Raw genomic sequence first — 17,757 nt, 5'->3', positions numbered from 1 at the left:
AACAATAAATTATTTACCTAAAAATTCGGAAAGTCCAATATTATCCAGTTCCTTCTGAATCTGTTTGAAAGTATTATCATCTAGGGTTGTATGTGGGAATCTACTCGGTCCGCAATCAATTCCATAGAATTTCATGAAGCTTTTAGCAACACCATTAAATCCGCCTTTTGCATCTAAAATTTCAACAAATCGAATGGCTTTTGTTTGTAATTGAGCTGCGTCCTCAATATTTCCTGCTTCAAACAGTTCTTTTATTTTATAATACAACGATGGTATATGATTGTATGTGCTTCCCACCCATCCTTTAGCACCTAACGGTAGGCTCGATAGAAAAATTTCGTCATATCCAAAAAGAATATTATACTTACCATTATCGAAATTTTTGGCATGCAAATAATCTATTAAATTGTTATTAGTAAACTTAATACCAGCAAATGTTGGTATTTTCTGAGGTGCGATTTTAAGAAACTCATTCATATTCAAATTGGCACCACTCAATACAGGAATATGGTAATAGTAAAACGGTAAATTTGGTGCACAATCGGCAATAGCTTTACAATAGTCTACCAGTTTTTCAACACTATTTAATCTAAAATAATATGGTGCCAAAACCGCAATAGCATCAACCTTATCGGAAGCATAACTTGCTAATTCCTTTGAAACCTTTAAACTAGGGTCTCCAACATGATCTATAAGATATAAATCCGAAGTTTTATTTTCAAACCACGCTAAGGTTATAGCCTTACGTTCCTCTACAGACAAGGAGACAAAATCTCCAGTAGACCCATTCATGAATACGCCGGAAACCTTATTCTTAATCAAAAACTGTGTATAATCATTTATGACTCCGGTATTCAATGAACCATCCTCATACATTGGTGCGTAAGTCGCCGCTATTAAATTTTCTATTATCATGTTAAATGCCATTATTGCTTTATCTTCTCTTAAAAACAGTAAGTAAAAGAGGGGTTAGGCTTTACCCTTTGCCCTCTTTTAAGTACTAACTCAACTAAACTTAACTATTAACTTAATCTGTATATCCTTCTGTTTGTTCAAGTAACGGATTTCTTCCTATCATATCATTGGTGATTGGCAATACTAATTTATACTCATCACCAGCATTTAAGAAGCCTATATTATCTATTACATAATTGTCTCCAGCGCGACGCAAATCCCACCAGCGTTTTCCTTCTCCTATAAATTCTTTGTAACGCTCGTTCAAAATGGCATTGGCATTGGCTGTTTTAGAACCATTTACATAGGCATGGGTTGCTGGTATATAGTTAGCGCCATATGCTCTTTGACGAATTAAATTGATTTCAGCCGAAGGGTCTTCACCTAATAAATTTTTTGCTTCAGCTAAAAGCAATACTACATCGGCATATCTGTATAAGGGCACATCATTTTCGAAAATACGCTCAGAACCTTTAACTATACCCAGAAATTTATTAAAAACAGAACCGAAATATTTTGATTCATTATATGTTGGATATCCTTGTCCAGCATTATCATCGACATACAATCTAATAAATGTAGCACCTTTTCTTGAGTCTTGGTTATCATCAAGAAGTAAAATAGTTTTCTCCGATTGCCCGTAACGGTTTGCTCCAGCTATCACAAAATCACTCATAGAAGTACCTTGATCATTAAATTGAGGGTTAATCTCGGTGCTTCTTCCTGTTAAACTGTTATAAAAGTTAGAAGCTTCATCCTGCTTATATTGTATGGCAAAAATGAATTCATTATTGTTTTCATTTTCTACCCCCCATAAATCAGAAATACTAGATTCTAATGCTATCCCAAAAGTGGCTATTTGCTGTAGAGCTGTTTTTGCTTCTGTAAAATCGGCATTTCCACCTCCCAAAAGATTACCAGACCATATAAAAACATCTCCTTTTAAAGCTAAGGTTGCTGCTTTAGACCAATAAATTTTTTGTCCTTCAAAGAAACTATTATCAGAACCAAAAGCCGATAATGACGCCGAAATATCAGATTTAATCTGTGCCATGACCTCAGTTTCTGATGCTCGTGCTCTACTTAAAGATGAAGGATTAACTGTTGTTAAAGGCTCTAAAATAATAGGCACATCACCCCAGGTTTTTAAAAGTGTAAAATAATACAAAGCTCTCAAACCATAGGCCTGCCCGATTAAATGATTTTTATCTGCCTCATTAATAAAACTCACATTAGGTACGTTAGCCAAAAAATCATTAACTCTGTGAATATTGGTATATAATCCTGCCCAACCGCCAAAAGGAGCTGTAGCAACTGTAATATTAGATTCTATTAAAGCTTCGTTAGCAGGAGACTCATAAGTTCTACCTCCCCAAATATCACTTCGCATTTCTCCTAAAAGCCATAATGTACTTGCCGAAGATCTAAGATTGGCATACATTCCTGTTTGAGCTGTTCGCGCACCTTCTTCTGTGTCCCAGAAACCGGCTGCTGTTAATTGACTCGGACTAGTTAATTCCAACTCACTTTCACAAGCACTGAATGTGCATACTGCCAATAATATATAAATATACTTTTTCATCGTTTTTAAAATTTAAAATGTTACGTTAAGTCCTATTGTAAAAGTTTTAGGCACGGGAAATTCACCATACTGTACACCTCCAACTTCAGGCGTATCTCCACTCATACTTTTAAAATAATGTAAGTTGGTTCCGGTTACATAAACGTTTAGCCTTTTAATTACATCTTTAAAATACTGGGCAGGAACATTATAGCTTAATGTAATTTCGCGTAACGCCAGATAATCTCCTTTCTCCCAGAATTGACTATTTGCTTCGGTTTGCAGGCTACCCGCACTTTCATTGCCTCGCCAAACATTTTTAGCACCATTTACAAACACAAAACGAGGCCAGTTTGTTTCGGTATTATCTGGTGTCCAGGAATCCAGCACTTCTATAGGTTGTTCTAAATTACCTTGTGTTTGTCCATATCCTTTGGCTCTTATATGATTCCATACTAAATGCCCGGTGGCAAAATCCGTTTTTACAAATAAGCTGAAATTTTTATAGGCCAAACTCGTTGTAAATCCTCCAACAAAATCTGGCGTTGTGCGACCTATAACTTTTCTGTCCAGATTATCTATAACCCCATCGCCATTCTGGTCTACCCATTTTACATCACCTGCCCAACGTTTGTTTCTGCTTGCTGCTGGCATGTATTGGTCGGTAATGGCATTATCGGCATCGGCTTCTGTCTGAGTCGCATATATTTTTTCCTGCTCGAAGGCTACTACCAAATCACCACCAAATCGTTTTCCTTCCTGTAATCCGCCAACCCATTCTTCCTGACCAGTCTTTGGATTCCAGATTAAGGTTCCGCCTTGTCTGTTGAACTCGTTATCATTCTCCGGAAGTTTTACGACATAATTCTTGTTTGCTGTAAATGTTGCACCGAAATTCCATGTGAATTGATCATTTTTAATGATATCGGCATTCAATTGTAATTCAAAACCTTTATTTCTTAAAGTTCCGTTATTTGTTAAAATAGATCCGAAACCTGTATAGTATGGTAAAAGCTGATTTGCTAACTTATCTTCAATATCTCGAGAATACACATCGGCAATAAAGGACAATCTGCTATTAAAAAAGGACATATCTAAACCAACATTAAAGGTGGTGGATTTTTCCCATTGTAAATCTAAAGTAGGTAAACCTGAATTTGCATACCCGGTTTGTCCGTTATAAACGCCCTGCTCTCCATATGAACCATAAACTCCATAGTTACTTAAAACATTCTGGTTACCATTAACACCATAACTTAACCTAGGTTTTAAAGTAGTAATAACATTGCTTAAAGATGAATTTTCAAAAAAGCTCTCATTATGCGCATTCCAACCAAAAGAAACCCCTGGAAAGAATCCAAATTTCTCATTTCCTAATCTGGATGACCCATCATTTCTGAATGTGAAGCCAACTAAATATTTATTATCATAATCATATAATAACCTACCAAAAGCCGATACGATAACATATTCGGTTTCTGAAGTAGAGGGAATCCCATCGGCCTCGGCGCCAGCATTTAACGTTTCTATTAAATCGGTTGGAGAGTTTCTGGTACCTGCTGAAGACGCAAAAAAGTTGTCTTTAAAATATTCGGTACCCAGTAAAGCATTCACATTATGATTTCCAAAACTCTCCATGTAATTTAATGTTCCGGTTAACTGATTTCTTAACGTTCTTCCTAATGATACTGAAGCTTCACGTCCGGTTCTTAAGGGGCCTGTTGTACTCCCAGTACGATAAGCGCGATTAAAATTTTCGTTATGATTATTAACTGCAAAATGACTTCCATTTACCGAAAATGTTAATGGATCAATAATTTTCCAATCTAATCCAACCGAAGCCGATAATCGTTGTTCTAAATTTTTTCTAACAAACTTATCCTGATAATATAAAGGATTACCGAACCCCTGATTAGTTCCTACAGCATATTGATCGGACCACGTACCGTCTGGATTGCTATCATAGGTTCTTGATGTGGCTGCCTGCCCTTGAAACCTTCTAAAAACGGTGTCTTCTCCTCCTAAAGGACTTAAACTTAAATTAGAATGCGAGTATAAAATGTTGGAATTCACCTTTACTCTATCGTTCACTTTATAAGATCCGCTGAATTTTCCTGAATATCTTTTAAAACCAGAGCCCAAAATCAATCCGTCATTATCCAGTAATCCTAAACCTAAATAATAAGAGCCTTTTTCATTACCGCCATCGAATGATAAATAATGATCCTTTGTTGTACTGTTTTGATAAATACGGTCCCCCACATTTTTGTTATCATAAAACAAAATACTTTGATTCGGATTTAATATATCTGGAATTGAACTCCATCCAGGCTGACCAAGTAAATAATCATTTTGAGCTGTTAAAAGCTGTGTGGTATAAGGATCATTTGTAGCATTATTTCCTGTAGCGGCACTGTTTTGGCCGTTTAAAAAAGCCCCAAATGCTCCAGGATTATTCGCCACTTCTCTAAACCAGGCAATACCTTGTCGGTTGTAATTAATATGATCGGCTGCACCAATATATTGTTGATCATCTCTTTCCTCATTTATACTGTACTTGTATTTATAATTAATAGAAGATTTGCCTACTTTACCTGTTTTTGTGGTTATTAAAATTACCCCATTTGCTGACCTTGCGCCGTAAATTGCAGTAGCCGCGGCATCTTTTAAAACCTCAATAGACTCGATATCATCGGAATTCAATGCATAAAATGAACTCGGAATACCATCAACTAAAATTAAAGGAGCGTCATTCCCGCTAAAATTAGTTCCTCCACGTAAAACAATTGATGGCGTTGCCCCAGGTTGCCCCGTGGTATTGGTTACTCGTAATCCTGCAATGGTTCCTTGTAAAGCGGTTGCCGCATTAGAACGGGTTGAATTTTCTAAAATTTCAGTATCTAGTTTGGAAACAGAAGTCGTTAAGGTCGCTCTGGTTTGTTGGCCATATCCTGTGATAACCACCTCATTAAGCATGGCCACATCGGCCTTAAGCATAATATTAATGGTTGATTCGGCTCCTACAGAAACCTCACTTGCGGCATAGCCCACATAAGTAACTACAAGCACTTCACCAGAATTGGCTTGAATGGTATAATTGCCATCAAAATCTGTAGTTGTTCCCCGCTGCGTCCCTTTTACTATAACGGTAGCTCCTGGCAATGGGAGGTTATCTCCCTCAGAAACAACTTGTCCTGTAATTGCTTTTCCTTGTCCGTAAGTAAACATTGGGAAACTAAAAAGCAATAAAAATACCATAGAAATGATATTAATGTCTTTGTTTTTCATACTTAGTAAATTGATTAGTTAATTTTGCTTTATCGTATTATGTAATACATAATGCAATTTTATAATAAAATTATAAGAATCCCATACTTATTTTCAAAAAACTTTGAATTAGAATAGCTTTTGTATAAAAAATCAACTTGATATTGTAAAAAATGGCCTCAAAAATGCCATTAAATGTTTGGAATAACTTTTACACGCAGTTTCAATAAGTTTATTAATATGTCCTATATGTTTGTTGATTGTAGACTTCATAAACTTCACCTAAAATATTACTAACAAAGAACAACCAATACAACTAAAACCTTCATTTACAAGAACATAATTTATAAATTCAAAAGAATAATAGTTATATTTAAGGAGACAATTATAATATAGACATATCTAATTGTGATTCTTAATTGTTGTAATTCAATATGGTAAAATCTTAATTGGTTTAAATTCCAGGTAAACTGACCAAAAATGGATATGGAAAAAGAAACTTATGAGTATTTAATAACCAACTGAAACTAAACTAATGAAAACTGAAGAAAACATTAAAAGCATTAATATATTGTATAATGGGTTCGAAACAGGCGATATGCCTACTGTAAATTAACTAAACTAATAGTGATTAAAAAATTAAGACAGTACCACAGCGACTATAACTCATTGCGTGTCAAAAGTTAAACCAAAAATAGCTATCTTTAACTTAATTCCTACGTCAGAAAATCCATAGGTTTTTTTAATAATCATAAGCCTCAAACCGTTGCGCATATTAAGTTTTAATGGATGATACGAGACTTTACAAATATTGAATATCTAAAATATGGAAATAAGGAGCAGCAGCAAGCCTATATCGAATTAACTAAACTTTCAATTTTTGAGGACCTACAAGCTTACAGTCCCATTTTAACAGGAACTATACCAATTGGGATTAACATACCAGGAAGTGATTTAGATATTATTTGTGAATGTTCCAATCACCAGAAATTTGCAGAAACGCTTACCTATTTGTACTCGGATAAAGACAAATTTGAAATCCGAACAAATACTAGAGCCAACCTATTATCAACAATTGCAAGCTTTCAAGTAGGAGGGTTTGAAATAGAAGTTTTTGGACAAAATTGCCCGACAAAAAAGCAAAATGCATACAGGCATATGCTTGTTGAGCATAAAATCCTGAATTTAAAAGGTGGTACCTTCAGAAGAGAAATCATTCGACTTAAACAAGAAGGGTTTAAGACAGAACCTGCATTTGCAAAATTGTTAGCATTAGCTGGAGACCCTTATGTTGAATTGTTAAAATTAAAAGTATAATATTCAATACCAAAAGATATTAAAGTGAAATGTAAAAAAAAGAATTAACACTTATTAGTATTAGCCTACAGCCGATCTATTTGACCGTTGGCTACAATAAAATTTAAAAGAAATGAAACAATCTAACATTTTAACCCATTTTAAACCAAAATCTTACTTAACTATTGTTGTTTGGCTAATCATATCTATCCTTGCAGCCAAATTTATTATTAAGGACGCTATCCCGTACTTCAGTTTTGAAAAAGAAGCCTTTGGAAGATTTTTTAACAATAGACATATACTAATTCTACATATCAGTTGCGGGATTTTAGCTATGCTTTTGGGACCATTTCAATTTTGGAAATCTTTCAGAACTACTTATCCTAAGAGACATAGATTTATTGGTCGGTTTTATATCATTGCTATAATTATTGGAACTTTATGCGCCACATTTTTGGCTTGGACTTCAGGAATCGCCATTCACTGGTCTTGGGCTTTTGGGCTCCAAGCTTCAGCATTGGTTTGGATAATCTGTGTCCTACTTGCTTATAGGGCTATTATTCAAAAACGATTTCAGCAACATCGCGAGTGGATGATTAAAAGTTATGTTTCAACTTATTCATTTGTCTTTTTTCGCTTAATGAATGACGCGCCTTTTGCAGAACATTTAGGTAATTTTATAGAACGTGGTCCAACCTTAGGGTGGATATCATTTGCTGTACCGATTTTTATCACAGAGATTATTCTTCAGTGGAATAAAAAATAATTTTTACCAACATAAACGAATACTCATGAGAGTAATGAACCAACAAAATAGTAGTATAAACTTTAAATGGATTGCGCTCATGTTAATGTTACATGGTGTATGCAACTTTATTCATGCACAAAACGACACTACAAGTATCTCTAATGTTATCTGGAGCAAAATAGAATCTTTGACACCCACCATCGTTACGCTGCCAAATGGTTATAATTCTAAAAAAAGTCATACTCTAATCATAGGACTTCATGGTTTTGGAAGTACCGCCAAGAGTTATCAAAATATAAGCAAACCTTTTACTGATGCCGGATTTATTTTTGCAACGCCTGAAGCGCCATATAGCTACCTAAGACAAGATGGCACTATTGGGTATGAGTGGTTTCTTTACGATATTTCCACATATATTATGCTGGAAAGACCTGCTACCGATCTAGAAATATCTGCAATGCGGGTAACCACTGAAAAGCATATGGACCAGGTTATTACGGATTTAAAATCGCAGTACAACATAGGGGAAATTTATTTTGCAGGCATGTCTCAAGGAGGCATAATCACTTACCTCGCAGGAATTCATCACCACGATAAAATTGACGGTATGATTATATTCGCATCTGTGGTTGATGAAGATTGGCTGGGAAATGATGACATTAAGGACGGGAATGGCGTAAGAACTTTAATCATACAAGGGAAAAAAGACAGGGCTGTTCCTTATAAATTTGCTGAAGCAGCACGTGATCTTCTTATTAAGAACGGCTATAATGTGACGTACAAAACTTTTGATGGCGGCCATATTGTTCCTAAACATCTTTTGCCTTTTGTAATAGATTGGATAAATAAAAAATAAGACTAACAAAATTTCGTTAATCACGTCTCAATTAAGATTGTAATTACGTTAATAAAAGCCCAAGTAATATTTTTATAAAGAAAGTTTTTTTATATCTTCAATATCTCAATTGAAAAATATAAACCTTTAAAACCATGAATAATCTTTGGCTGATAATAACAGGGGTTTCAGTTTTCCTAATATTAAACTTACTGTACTATATAGGTATGCGCGGCTTTATTAAGGAAAATCTAGGAAAAAAATGGCTTAGCTTATGGGGCAATAAGGTTTATTTCTGGCAAAGCTCTATTTTTGTGAGTACCGCCGGAACAATTATTATTGTTTATATGTTAAGGTAATCAAATATTTTAATCCCTTAATATGAGTTAATTTATACTCACCTACAAATCAAAATCCAACCAACCCACTATTTTAAAACATTCAAAAAACACTCACACCCTCAGGCCTTGGTTTTACTGGAATTTACAGGCTAGTTGTGTACGTATTCATCTTTTATATTCTAAGCAATTACTATAAATTCGACGAATGAATAATAAAAAACATACTAGTAAGTTTATACACAAGCTGTAACTTATGCGGAAAATGATATCCCCGATAAATAATATTGATGAAAATTAAAAAATTTCTTCTGACTGTAAGTGTCGTTGTATACTTGATTTCATTATCTCAAAAAACGTTTTGCACACCAAATGGTTGTGGGTACTTTGCAGGAATACTTAATCTAATTTCTGGTTGGATAGGTGTCTTTATGGGGAATTTTCCGGCTTTCCCTTGGTTAGCCAATCCATTATTATTTCTTTCATGGTATCTCTTTAAAAAACAAAAAACAAACTGGTCTTTTTTATTGAGTGTCATTTCCTTTATACTGATGTTGTCTTTTTTATTAGTAGATGAAATTATACACAAGGGAGGGAGTATTGTATCTAGAGTGTTATCCTATCAAATAGGATATTGGCTATGGGTTTTAAGTTCACTTATAATGCTAACAGCCAATTTAATGGTTTATAAAACATCGATAAAATTGAATAAGTTAGTTGCAAGGTATTAGAACATTAGCGCGACTGCATGCCATAAGACATCCTTTGAATGGAGCATATTTACATTGTAATTGACTATAGTTCACACCAGATTGCTATCTTAGTGCTATGCAATGCTCCTAATACAAACCTGTGGCTACAATTTTAAAACACAATTATGAAAAACAACCTTGCTAACATGACTTGCTTAGACATCTACTTATCCAGTCTAACAAGGGAAGAAACAGAAAAAATAAAACATATAATACAAACGCCAAAAACTAAGCCTATGCCATTGATAAGTTGGGATATTTTTATGACCAGTTTTCAAAATGAAATAATTGATGCTAAAAAAGAATTGGAATTTAACCAAGTACGGTCTCTTTCCAAAAAGTTCAATTGGAAAAACGACCTTAATTTAATTTTTTCTGAAAATGATTACGAAGCCCTTATTATTTCTGACATACATCAAAATATTATTTGGGTAAATGATGGCTTTACTTCTATGACAGGATATTCAAAAAAATTTGCTCTTAATAAAACACCTAAATTTCTACAAGGAGAGAAAACATCGCTTAAAGTAAAAAATAGAATTAGAGAAAAAATTGCCCTCGACAAACCGTTTAAAGACACTATTGTTAACTACAGAAAAGACCTGACAACCTATAAATGTGAGATTAAAATAATTCCTTTGTACAATGAAAACACTTCCCACTATATAGCCTTTGAAAAAGAAGTTGTATAAGTTCCTTAAGCTATATCGATTATAATTACCCTGAAAACACCTTTTTTAATGGAAATTTCCGTATCATGAACAATGCAAATTATAAGGATTATAAATCATTGATAACTGAACCTCCGGAAGAAATATTCGATGAACCAAATGGCTTTTTAAATTGCACAGATTGCACAAATGCAAACGGAGGATTTTATTTAGAATATAAAGCTAATAATGGATTTCATAAATCTTGGAAATTTAGAAATGCCATTTATCCAGACTATATAGAAAATTACAGCAGTTTTTTGCTCGACAAAATAGCAGAGTTAAATAGTTTGTATCAACTTTGAGCTTCATTATAAAAGCTGTAAAAAACAACCTTAATGCTAAATATTATAACTCCAATTTTATCTATGAAATTAGATAGACTTGATAGGGCAAGTATCAGGATGTAGTTATTTCATTTTTTAGCCATTTAGCGTTCATAATAAAATTATTTATCAACCAAAATCGTTTTTCAAAAAATAAACCAAGTCTACAAAACTGAAGGCGCGCTCATGTATTTATTGTTTAGAATGCCGTTTTAAGTTTTCATGTCTTTCTATTTCAAAATTTAAATGAAATAAAAGATAAAAGACTTAAAATAACGATGACACATTAATTAAAATTAGTACAACCCTACTCTCAGCGCTTTGGTTTTTTTTTATTCAGAATTTATTTACTAAATTGTAACCTAAACTCCTCAACTACCTAAAATTCAAACCATTTTACTTTATTATAAGCATTATGATAAAAAGTAACGCTTTACATTTTTGCTGTAATAATAATAAATTACTAAAATCTTTTATTATGAAAACAAGACGAACAAGTACAGTATTCATTCTTGCAACGTTAATAACATTGGCTTTATCTTCTTGTAAAAAGAAAAAAGAAGCTGAAGTCATCGATGATATCGTCGAGAAACAGAATGCATATGTAGAAGTAATAACAAATGGCATGGATTTCGAAACCGTGGATGAAATTGAATCAGGCTGGACTACTTTTAAATACATAAACAAATCGTTGGAACCCCATTTTTTTATTTTAGAAAAAATGCCTGATACTTTAGGTTTATATACTTATAAAAAAGACTTGTTTCCTCCATTTATTTCGGCATTTGAACATTTTGAAAAAGGAGAAATGGAAGAAGGCATGAAGGAATTTGAACAAATACCACCTTGGTTTTTTAATGTTGAATTGGCTGGCGGTGTCGGGTTAACCTCTAAACAAACCACATCCCAATCAACAATTTTCCTAGAGCCTGGCACATATATCATGGAGTGCTATGTTAGAATGCCAAATGGTTTAGGCCATGTGTTTATGGGCATGATTAAAGAACTTAAAGTAATTGAACAATCTAATAACAATAAACCTCCAAAGGCAGATTTTAATATAGGAGTTTCAAGCGAAAGAGGCATTACATTTAATGACTCCATTAAGTCAGGCTCATATGCTCTGTCAGTAAAATTTGAAGACCAAAAACAATACGAGCATTTAATGGGACATGATGTAAATTTAGTTAAGATTGAAAATGACAGCTTAATAAATGATTTAAATAATTGGTTAAACATTGTGGACTTCCATGCATTTAGAACACCAGAACCTGAAGGACTATTATTTTTAGGAGGCGTTGAAGACTTACCTGCTGGAAAAACAGGGTACTTTGAAGCTACACTCGAAAAGGGGCACTATGTACTTATATCTGAAATTCCAAATGCCATGGATAGAAAAATGTTTAAACGTTTTACCGTGTATTAGTAATAAAAATTCATAAAACTATAAAATGGCGTTTCAAGAGAAGAAAAATACCATTGAATGGAAAGTTCATTTTAACTCCACTATTAAAAAGGTTTACGAATTTTTAACAACAGACAAAGGGAGAGCTAAATTTTGGGCCGAAGAGACTAATGAGAAAGATGGATTTGTAGAATTTATTATACTTAATTATCCCAAATATAAAGCACGAATTATTGAACAAAAACCAGATAAATGTTTCAGATTGGAATATTTTGGGACTGATGTTACCTTTAAACTAACTGAAACAGAAAACCAGGAAACAGACCTTTATTTAAAAGCAATAACACCGAATGAACACATAAAAATGGAAATGACAGCCGGTTGGGTATCTGTTTTGATGGCTATGAAGGCCGCCGTAGATTTTGGAATTGACTTAAGAAATCATAACCCGGAAAGAGTTTGGGAAAATGGATATTTAGATAACTAAACTTAAATTCAGATATCTTTTATCTATACTGAAACTTCACCCAAACAAAAAATTCAAATTTACTGATTTGAGTAATTATTGAAAAAAATCATTTTAAGCTATATTGATTTATCCCAAATAAACTCCACCTACAACGGTACTATAATTTTAGTTTTACTTACATGCTTAAAATATGAAAACTAATTTCTGTTTACTATTCTGCTTGCTAACACATGTGTTTTCGCTAGCGCAAATTCTCAATCGTACAACTACAATTAACTATGGGAATAACGAAGCCCATGGTCATTATGCTAAAGTAAATGGTATCAATATGTATTACGAAACCTACGGCGACCCTAAAAATCAGCCTCTCTTATTAATTCACGGTAATGGTGGTTCGGTTAAAGCAGCAGGCTGTCAAATTGAATTTTTTAAAAAAGATTACTATGTTATCATTACAGATAGTCGATATCATGGAAGGACAGACAATGGCGACAAAGAACTGACATACAGATTAATGGCGAGTGATTATAATAAACTACTAAATAACCTCAACCTTGATGCTGTAAATATCATTGGTCAAAGCGATGGTGCGGTCATAGGATTGCTTTTATCAATTGAATACCCATCGAAAGTAAACAAACTTATTGCTGCTGCACCTAATTTAAGACCAGATGCAACAGCTTTGTATCAATGGAATATAGATAAAAATGAAGCGAATCTTAAAAAACTACAAGACAGAATTGAAAAAGGTGAAAAATCAAAACAGTTAAACAGAGAGATAATGTTGTTGAAACTACTAATAAACTATCCCAAGATTAACATAGAGGAACTTAAACAAATTGAAGCTTCTGTTTTACTTGTTTACGGTGATTCCGATTATATGCCGTATAACCATATTGTTGAAATTTACGAAAACATACCTAAAGCAAATCTTTTAATTGTTCCTTCTGCAGGCCATAGAGTCTACAGGTTGGAACCAGAAATATTCAATTCATTCTCTAAACGATTTTTTGATAACCCTTTTAAAAAACCATCTGCAAGAGATGGATTTTAACAACAGAAGAAAAACAATCTACTTTATAAATTCAACCTACACTAACAAACTAATAATCAACATGAAAACAACAAACAAAATCCAAGTAACGCATTATTTTATCGTTTTATTCATACTGTTAACCAACGCATGTAAATCAGACAAAAAGCAAAATATTCAGATAGAAACTGCGAAAACAGAAAGCAACACTATTGAAGTAATTACGAGAGGTATGGATTTCCAAACCGTAGACACGTTAAAATCTGGTTGGAACACATTTGCCTATAAAAATCTATCTGGGGAGGTACATTTTTTTATAATGGATAAATTGCCTTCGGACACCATCGTAGAATCCGATGTTAAAGATCACTTATTACCACCTTTTGATGATGGTATGAAATTTCTAATTGAAGGAAAAAGCGATAGCGCCATGGCTGCATTTGGTAAAATCCCAGCATGGTTTAACGCAGTTAAACGCTATGGAGGTACAGGACTATTATCGCCAGGTGAAACAGCTGTTTCAAGTATTAAGTTGGCCCCTGGGAAATACATGATGGAGTGCTATGTAAAAGCTATTAATGGCGAATGGCATACATCGCATGGTATGTGGAAATTTATAACGGTAATTCCAGAATCCACAACATTTAATCCTGAAGAAACCAATCAAACTATAAGCGTCTCAAGTGAACATGGCTATGTTATTAATGGGCAATTAAAAAAGGGAAAAAATAGATTTAAAGTAGAATTTATTGATCAGGTTCCCCACGAACATTTTTCAGGGCACGATGTTAATTTAGTAAAATATGATGCAACGGCGAATGTAGATTCATTAATCTATTGGATGAATTGGATGAACCCTAGGGGTTTAAGAACACCTTCGCCCAAAGGCTTCATCTTTTTGGGTGGCATGAATAATTGTGAAGCTGGCGAAACAGGTTATTTTGAAGCCAATTTAGAGTCTGGTAACTATCTTCTAATTTCAGAAACACCAACTGCAGATGAAAAGGGTATGTTAAAAACTTTCGTTGTTAGCGATAACTAGCAATAAAGATTATGGGACCATTAAGTGATAAAAATTGAGTTATTTCTTGCAATAAGGAAATGCTATTCTTAAGTCCTTGGAGAAAAATCTCGATCAAAAGTTATTTGTAGAATTATTAAATCCCCCCTTTGTTGACTCATGACTTTATTTTGCTTAGTCAATATAAGGAGTTGAATTGGTTAAGAAGTTGAAAAGAAAAAACATTAATGTAATTTTTTGTATCAAGAAGGGACTGCCCTGATATAGGATATCAAGTAGGAATAGGTTTAGCGTATGTCATAAGTTTTATGAGACCAAACACACATCTCATATGAAATCTTATTGAAAAATATAATCTATTATTTGAAAATATATTCGGTAGGTATTTTATTTATGCCGTTAGGGAAATCGATCTTATTTTGAAAATAAGCCCAATAATTAATATTGAAAATTGCGTTTATAAGTGAGTAACCAAACAACTTTGGCTAACACAAAATACAGATTTTAAAATTTCCTTCAAACAATGATGCCGAAACATCCTCCCTATTTTATTAACAACCTAACAATTAATTCATTACCTTAAAGAATGAATTATTCTAATCACACACAAATTAAATTAGGTTTTATACTTTTTCTTCTATTTTTTTCGTGTAAAAAAGACAAGCGAAACCAAAATTTAACAGGGTTAAACTTATTGAGAGGAGAACTACAATTGTGCGGAACCGGCCAATTTGGAGACATCAACTTTTCCGAATCCTGTAGTTACGAAACTAGGGAAACATTTAATCTGGCTATTGCTTTGTTGCACTCCTTTGAATATGTGGAAGCCGAAAAAGCATTTGTAAAAGTTATAGATCAAGATCCGGAATGTGCTATGGCCTATTGGGGTGTAGCCATGAGTATTTACCATGGACTCTGGGCACCTCCAACCCCTTCGGTGTTAACAAAAGGAAAAAAGCTAATTGCGATTTCAAAAAAATTACCAAAGTCTGAAAAAGCCACACAGTATATAGAGGCAATAGGTGCGTTTTACGATAACTGGAAAACAATAGACAACCAAACACGAAAAGAAAAATATGCCCGTAAAATGTTAGAAATGTATCAAAAATATAATGATGATACAGAAGTTTCTGTTTTTTACGCGCTGGCATTAAGGGCTTCCGCTTTACCTACCGATCAATCATATTTAAAACAGCGTGAAGCAGGAAAAATATTAGAAGAATTGTTTAAAAAAGAACCTAATCATCCAGGAATAGCACACTACATTATTCATTCCTACGATTATCCAGAATTAGCTAAACTTGGACTTAGTACTGCAAGACGCTATGCTAACATTGCTCCAAATTCGGCACATGCACAGCACATGCCTTCACACATTTTTACCCGTTTAGGTCTTTGGGATGAATCCATAAGCGCAAACCTTCGGTCTGCAGAATCCGCTATTTGTTATGCCGAAAGTGTTGCCCCTGGTGCGCATTGGGATGAAGAGGTTCATGCTATGGACTATTTGGTGTATGCATATTTACAAACAGGAAATAATAAACTTGCCTACGAACAATACAAATACCTTAAATCATTTAAAGAAATATTCCCACCAAATTTTAAAATCGCCTATACGGCTGCTGCTATACCAGCTCGTCTGGCGGTTGAAAACAAAAACTGGTACGAAGCGGCTCAGTTGAACTTACTGCAAAACCTTGATATTGAATGGAATAAATTCCCATGGCAAACATCGTTATTACATTTTGCAAAAGCATTAGGAAATATTCATTTAAACAATTTAGAAGCTGTTCAAAATGAATTAAACGTTTTACATGCTGCTAAACAAAAATTAACGATCATAAATGATGATTATAAAGCAAATCAAGTAGCTATTCAAATTAAAACAATCGACGCATGGTTAAACTTTAAAAACGGTCATACTGATAAAGCTATCGAACTTATGAAGACAGCTGCTGAAATGGAAAGTAAAACTTCAAAACATCCGGTAACTCCTGGGGAAATATTACCTGCAGATGAACTTTTAGCTGACATGTTTTTAATGCTTAAAAAACCTCAACAAGCGTTAAATTATTACGAATTAAATCTAAAAAAACATCCAAATAGGTTTAATGGACTTTACGGTGCTGCTGTCTCCGCTAACCAACTTGGGAATAAAAATAAAGCCTTAAAGTATTTCAATTTATTGATTCAACAAAGCAAAAAATCAGATAGTGATAGACCAGAAATTGCAGAAGCAAATACCTTTCTTAATCAATATGTTCCTTAAAATGAAATTTAAAGCGTTACTTCTTATTGTACCCCTGTTGTTTGTTTGTCAACTAATATCATGTAAACAAACTAAAGAATTACCCGTCTATAATCCATCTGATTTAAATCCTGAATTCGTTGATGTGAATTTACAAAACACCAATAAAAACCATACCGTTTCAGATTTTAAATTAATCAATCAGTCGGGCAAAATCATTACCCAAGAGGATTACAAAGACAAAATTTATGTTGTAGATTTCTTTTTTACAGGTTGTCCCAGTATTTGCCCTATAATGACAGATAATATGGTTAAAATTCAAAACAAATTTTTAAATATAGAAGACGTTATGTTGTTATCGATCTCTGTAACCCCCGAAATAGATAGTATATCTGTATTAAAAAAGTATGCCCACACAAAAGGTGTTATAAACACCAAATGGCATATTACCACTGGAAACAAAAAGCATATTTACACCTTAGCGAGAAAAAGTTATTTTGCTGTTGTAGAGCAAGGCGACGGCGGATTACAGGATTTTATCCATACTCCAAACTTTATTCTGGTCGATAAAAAAAAACAAATTCGAGGTATTTATGATGGTACAAACGAGTTAGATATAGATCGACTTGAAAAGGACCTTCTAATATTGATCGATTAATTTTTCGGGGTTCAATTCCCACAAATTCATCACCTCCAATCAACCTCTAGAATAACATTAACATATTTCACAACTCATTAGTTAGAGTAGTAATTTGAAAAAGGCACAAAATCTTGGAATGATTTGAATGAAAATC

The 17,757-nt window shown here is 33.6% G+C and carries 15 protein-coding genes; 12 read left to right on the top strand and 3 right to left on the bottom strand.

The features are described from left to right. Positions 1-9 precede the first annotated feature (9 nt). The 3 genes from ICJ83_RS05575 to ICJ83_RS05565 form a co-directional block, all read right to left on the bottom strand. Complete coding sequence (locus ICJ83_RS05575) at positions 10-915, bottom strand: dihydrodipicolinate synthase family protein (protein WP_188229391.1); 906 nt, start codon at positions 913-915, stop codon at positions 10-12. A gap of 112 nt (positions 916-1,027) precedes the next feature. Then, entirely contained in the window at positions 1,028-2,536 is a 1,509-nt protein-coding gene (locus ICJ83_RS05570) for a RagB/SusD family nutrient uptake outer membrane protein (RefSeq protein ID WP_188229390.1), read from the bottom strand. A 12-nt stretch (positions 2,537-2,548) separates the two neighbouring features. Beyond that, the gene (locus ICJ83_RS05565) at positions 2,549-5,803 is read right to left on the bottom strand and encodes a SusC/RagA family TonB-linked outer membrane protein (RefSeq protein ID WP_188229389.1); all 3,255 of its coding nucleotides are present in this window, start codon (positions 5,801-5,803) and stop codon (positions 2,549-2,551) included. 768 nt (positions 5,804-6,571) lie between these two features. Here ICJ83_RS05565 and ICJ83_RS05560 point away from each other — a divergent pair. The 12 genes from ICJ83_RS05560 to ICJ83_RS05505 all read left to right on the top strand — a co-directional run bounded on the left by ICJ83_RS05560 (position 6,572) and on the right by ICJ83_RS05505 (position 17,621). Then, positions 6,572-7,099 carry a DUF4269 domain-containing protein gene (locus tag ICJ83_RS05560; RefSeq protein WP_188229388.1) on the top strand — a complete coding sequence of 176 codons (528 nt, stop codon included), beginning with the start codon at positions 6,572-6,574 and terminating at the stop codon, positions 7,097-7,099. A gap of 112 nt (positions 7,100-7,211) precedes the next feature. Beyond that, on the top strand, positions 7,212-7,844 hold the full coding sequence (locus ICJ83_RS05555) for a DUF2306 domain-containing protein (RefSeq protein ID WP_188229387.1): 633 nt from the start codon (positions 7,212-7,214) through the stop codon (positions 7,842-7,844). A 25-nt stretch (positions 7,845-7,869) separates the two neighbouring features. Continuing rightward, on the top strand, positions 7,870-8,682 hold the full coding sequence (locus tag ICJ83_RS05550) for an alpha/beta hydrolase (protein WP_188229386.1): 813 nt from the start codon (positions 7,870-7,872) through the stop codon (positions 8,680-8,682). A gap of 607 nt (positions 8,683-9,289) precedes the next feature. Then, positions 9,290-9,730: a hypothetical protein gene (locus tag ICJ83_RS05545; protein ID WP_188229385.1), complete on the top strand. Its 441-nt coding sequence runs from the start codon at positions 9,290-9,292 to the stop codon at positions 9,728-9,730. A 146-nt stretch (positions 9,731-9,876) separates the two neighbouring features. Then, complete coding sequence (locus ICJ83_RS05540) at positions 9,877-10,443, top strand: PAS domain-containing protein (protein ID WP_188229384.1); 567 nt, start codon at positions 9,877-9,879, stop codon at positions 10,441-10,443. A gap of 65 nt (positions 10,444-10,508) precedes the next feature. Then, positions 10,509-10,766, top strand: a complete 258-nt coding sequence (locus tag ICJ83_RS05535; protein ID WP_188229383.1) for a hypothetical protein — start codon at positions 10,509-10,511, stop codon at positions 10,764-10,766. A gap of 499 nt (positions 10,767-11,265) precedes the next feature. After that, positions 11,266-12,213: a hypothetical protein gene (locus ICJ83_RS05530; RefSeq protein ID WP_188229382.1), complete on the top strand. Its 948-nt coding sequence runs from the start codon at positions 11,266-11,268 to the stop codon at positions 12,211-12,213. Between the two features lie 25 nt (positions 12,214-12,238). Beyond that, positions 12,239-12,679, top strand: a complete 441-nt coding sequence (locus ICJ83_RS05525; RefSeq protein WP_188229381.1) for a hypothetical protein — start codon at positions 12,239-12,241, stop codon at positions 12,677-12,679. A gap of 172 nt (positions 12,680-12,851) precedes the next feature. After that, complete coding sequence (locus ICJ83_RS05520; RefSeq protein WP_188229380.1) at positions 12,852-13,715, top strand: alpha/beta fold hydrolase; 864 nt, start codon at positions 12,852-12,854, stop codon at positions 13,713-13,715. Between the two features lie 61 nt (positions 13,716-13,776). Next, positions 13,777-14,736: a cupredoxin domain-containing protein gene (locus tag ICJ83_RS05515; protein WP_188229379.1), complete on the top strand. Its 960-nt coding sequence runs from the start codon at positions 13,777-13,779 to the stop codon at positions 14,734-14,736. Positions 14,737-15,409: 673 nt separating this feature from the next. Next, entirely contained in the window at positions 15,410-16,984 is a 1,575-nt protein-coding gene (locus ICJ83_RS05510; protein ID WP_223154611.1) for a tetratricopeptide repeat protein, read from the top strand. 1 nt (position 16,985) lies between these two features. Further along, positions 16,986-17,621, top strand: a complete 636-nt coding sequence (locus ICJ83_RS05505; RefSeq protein WP_223154610.1) for an SCO family protein — start codon at positions 16,986-16,988, stop codon at positions 17,619-17,621. The last annotated feature ends 136 nt before the right edge of the window (positions 17,622-17,757 follow it).

This window comes from Aestuariibaculum sediminum, assembly GCF_014596945.1.
GTDB classification, from domain to species: Bacteria; Bacteroidota; Bacteroidia; order Flavobacteriales; family Flavobacteriaceae; genus Aestuariibaculum; species Aestuariibaculum sediminum.
Note: the sequence above shows the minus strand (reverse complement) of the source record. Positions and strands in the feature narration are given on the sequence as shown.

Coding starts and splice junctions, on each gene's coding strand:
- ICJ83_RS05575 (WP_188229391.1), bottom strand. CDS start 915: ATGATAATAGAAAATTTAATAGCGGCGACTTACGCACCAATGTATGAG.
- ICJ83_RS05570 (WP_188229390.1), bottom strand. CDS start 2,536: ATGAAAAAGTATATTTATATATTATTGGCAGTATGCACATTCAGTGCT.
- ICJ83_RS05565 (WP_188229389.1), bottom strand. CDS start 5,803: ATGAAAAACAAAGACATTAATATCATTTCTATGGTATTTTTATTGCTT.
- ICJ83_RS05560 (WP_188229388.1), top strand. CDS start 6,572: ATGATACGAGACTTTACAAATATTGAATATCTAAAATATGGAAATAAG.
- ICJ83_RS05555 (WP_188229387.1), top strand. CDS start 7,212: ATGAAACAATCTAACATTTTAACCCATTTTAAACCAAAATCTTACTTA.
- ICJ83_RS05550 (WP_188229386.1), top strand. CDS start 7,870: ATGAGAGTAATGAACCAACAAAATAGTAGTATAAACTTTAAATGGATT.
- ICJ83_RS05545 (WP_188229385.1), top strand. CDS start 9,290: ATGAAAATTAAAAAATTTCTTCTGACTGTAAGTGTCGTTGTATACTTG.
- ICJ83_RS05540 (WP_188229384.1), top strand. CDS start 9,877: ATGAAAAACAACCTTGCTAACATGACTTGCTTAGACATCTACTTATCC.
- ICJ83_RS05535 (WP_188229383.1), top strand. CDS start 10,509: ATGAACAATGCAAATTATAAGGATTATAAATCATTGATAACTGAACCT.
- ICJ83_RS05530 (WP_188229382.1), top strand. CDS start 11,266: ATGAAAACAAGACGAACAAGTACAGTATTCATTCTTGCAACGTTAATA.
- ICJ83_RS05525 (WP_188229381.1), top strand. CDS start 12,239: ATGGCGTTTCAAGAGAAGAAAAATACCATTGAATGGAAAGTTCATTTT.
- ICJ83_RS05520 (WP_188229380.1), top strand. CDS start 12,852: ATGAAAACTAATTTCTGTTTACTATTCTGCTTGCTAACACATGTGTTT.
- ICJ83_RS05515 (WP_188229379.1), top strand. CDS start 13,777: ATGAAAACAACAAACAAAATCCAAGTAACGCATTATTTTATCGTTTTA.
- ICJ83_RS05505 (WP_223154610.1), top strand. CDS start 16,986: ATGAAATTTAAAGCGTTACTTCTTATTGTACCCCTGTTGTTTGTTTGT.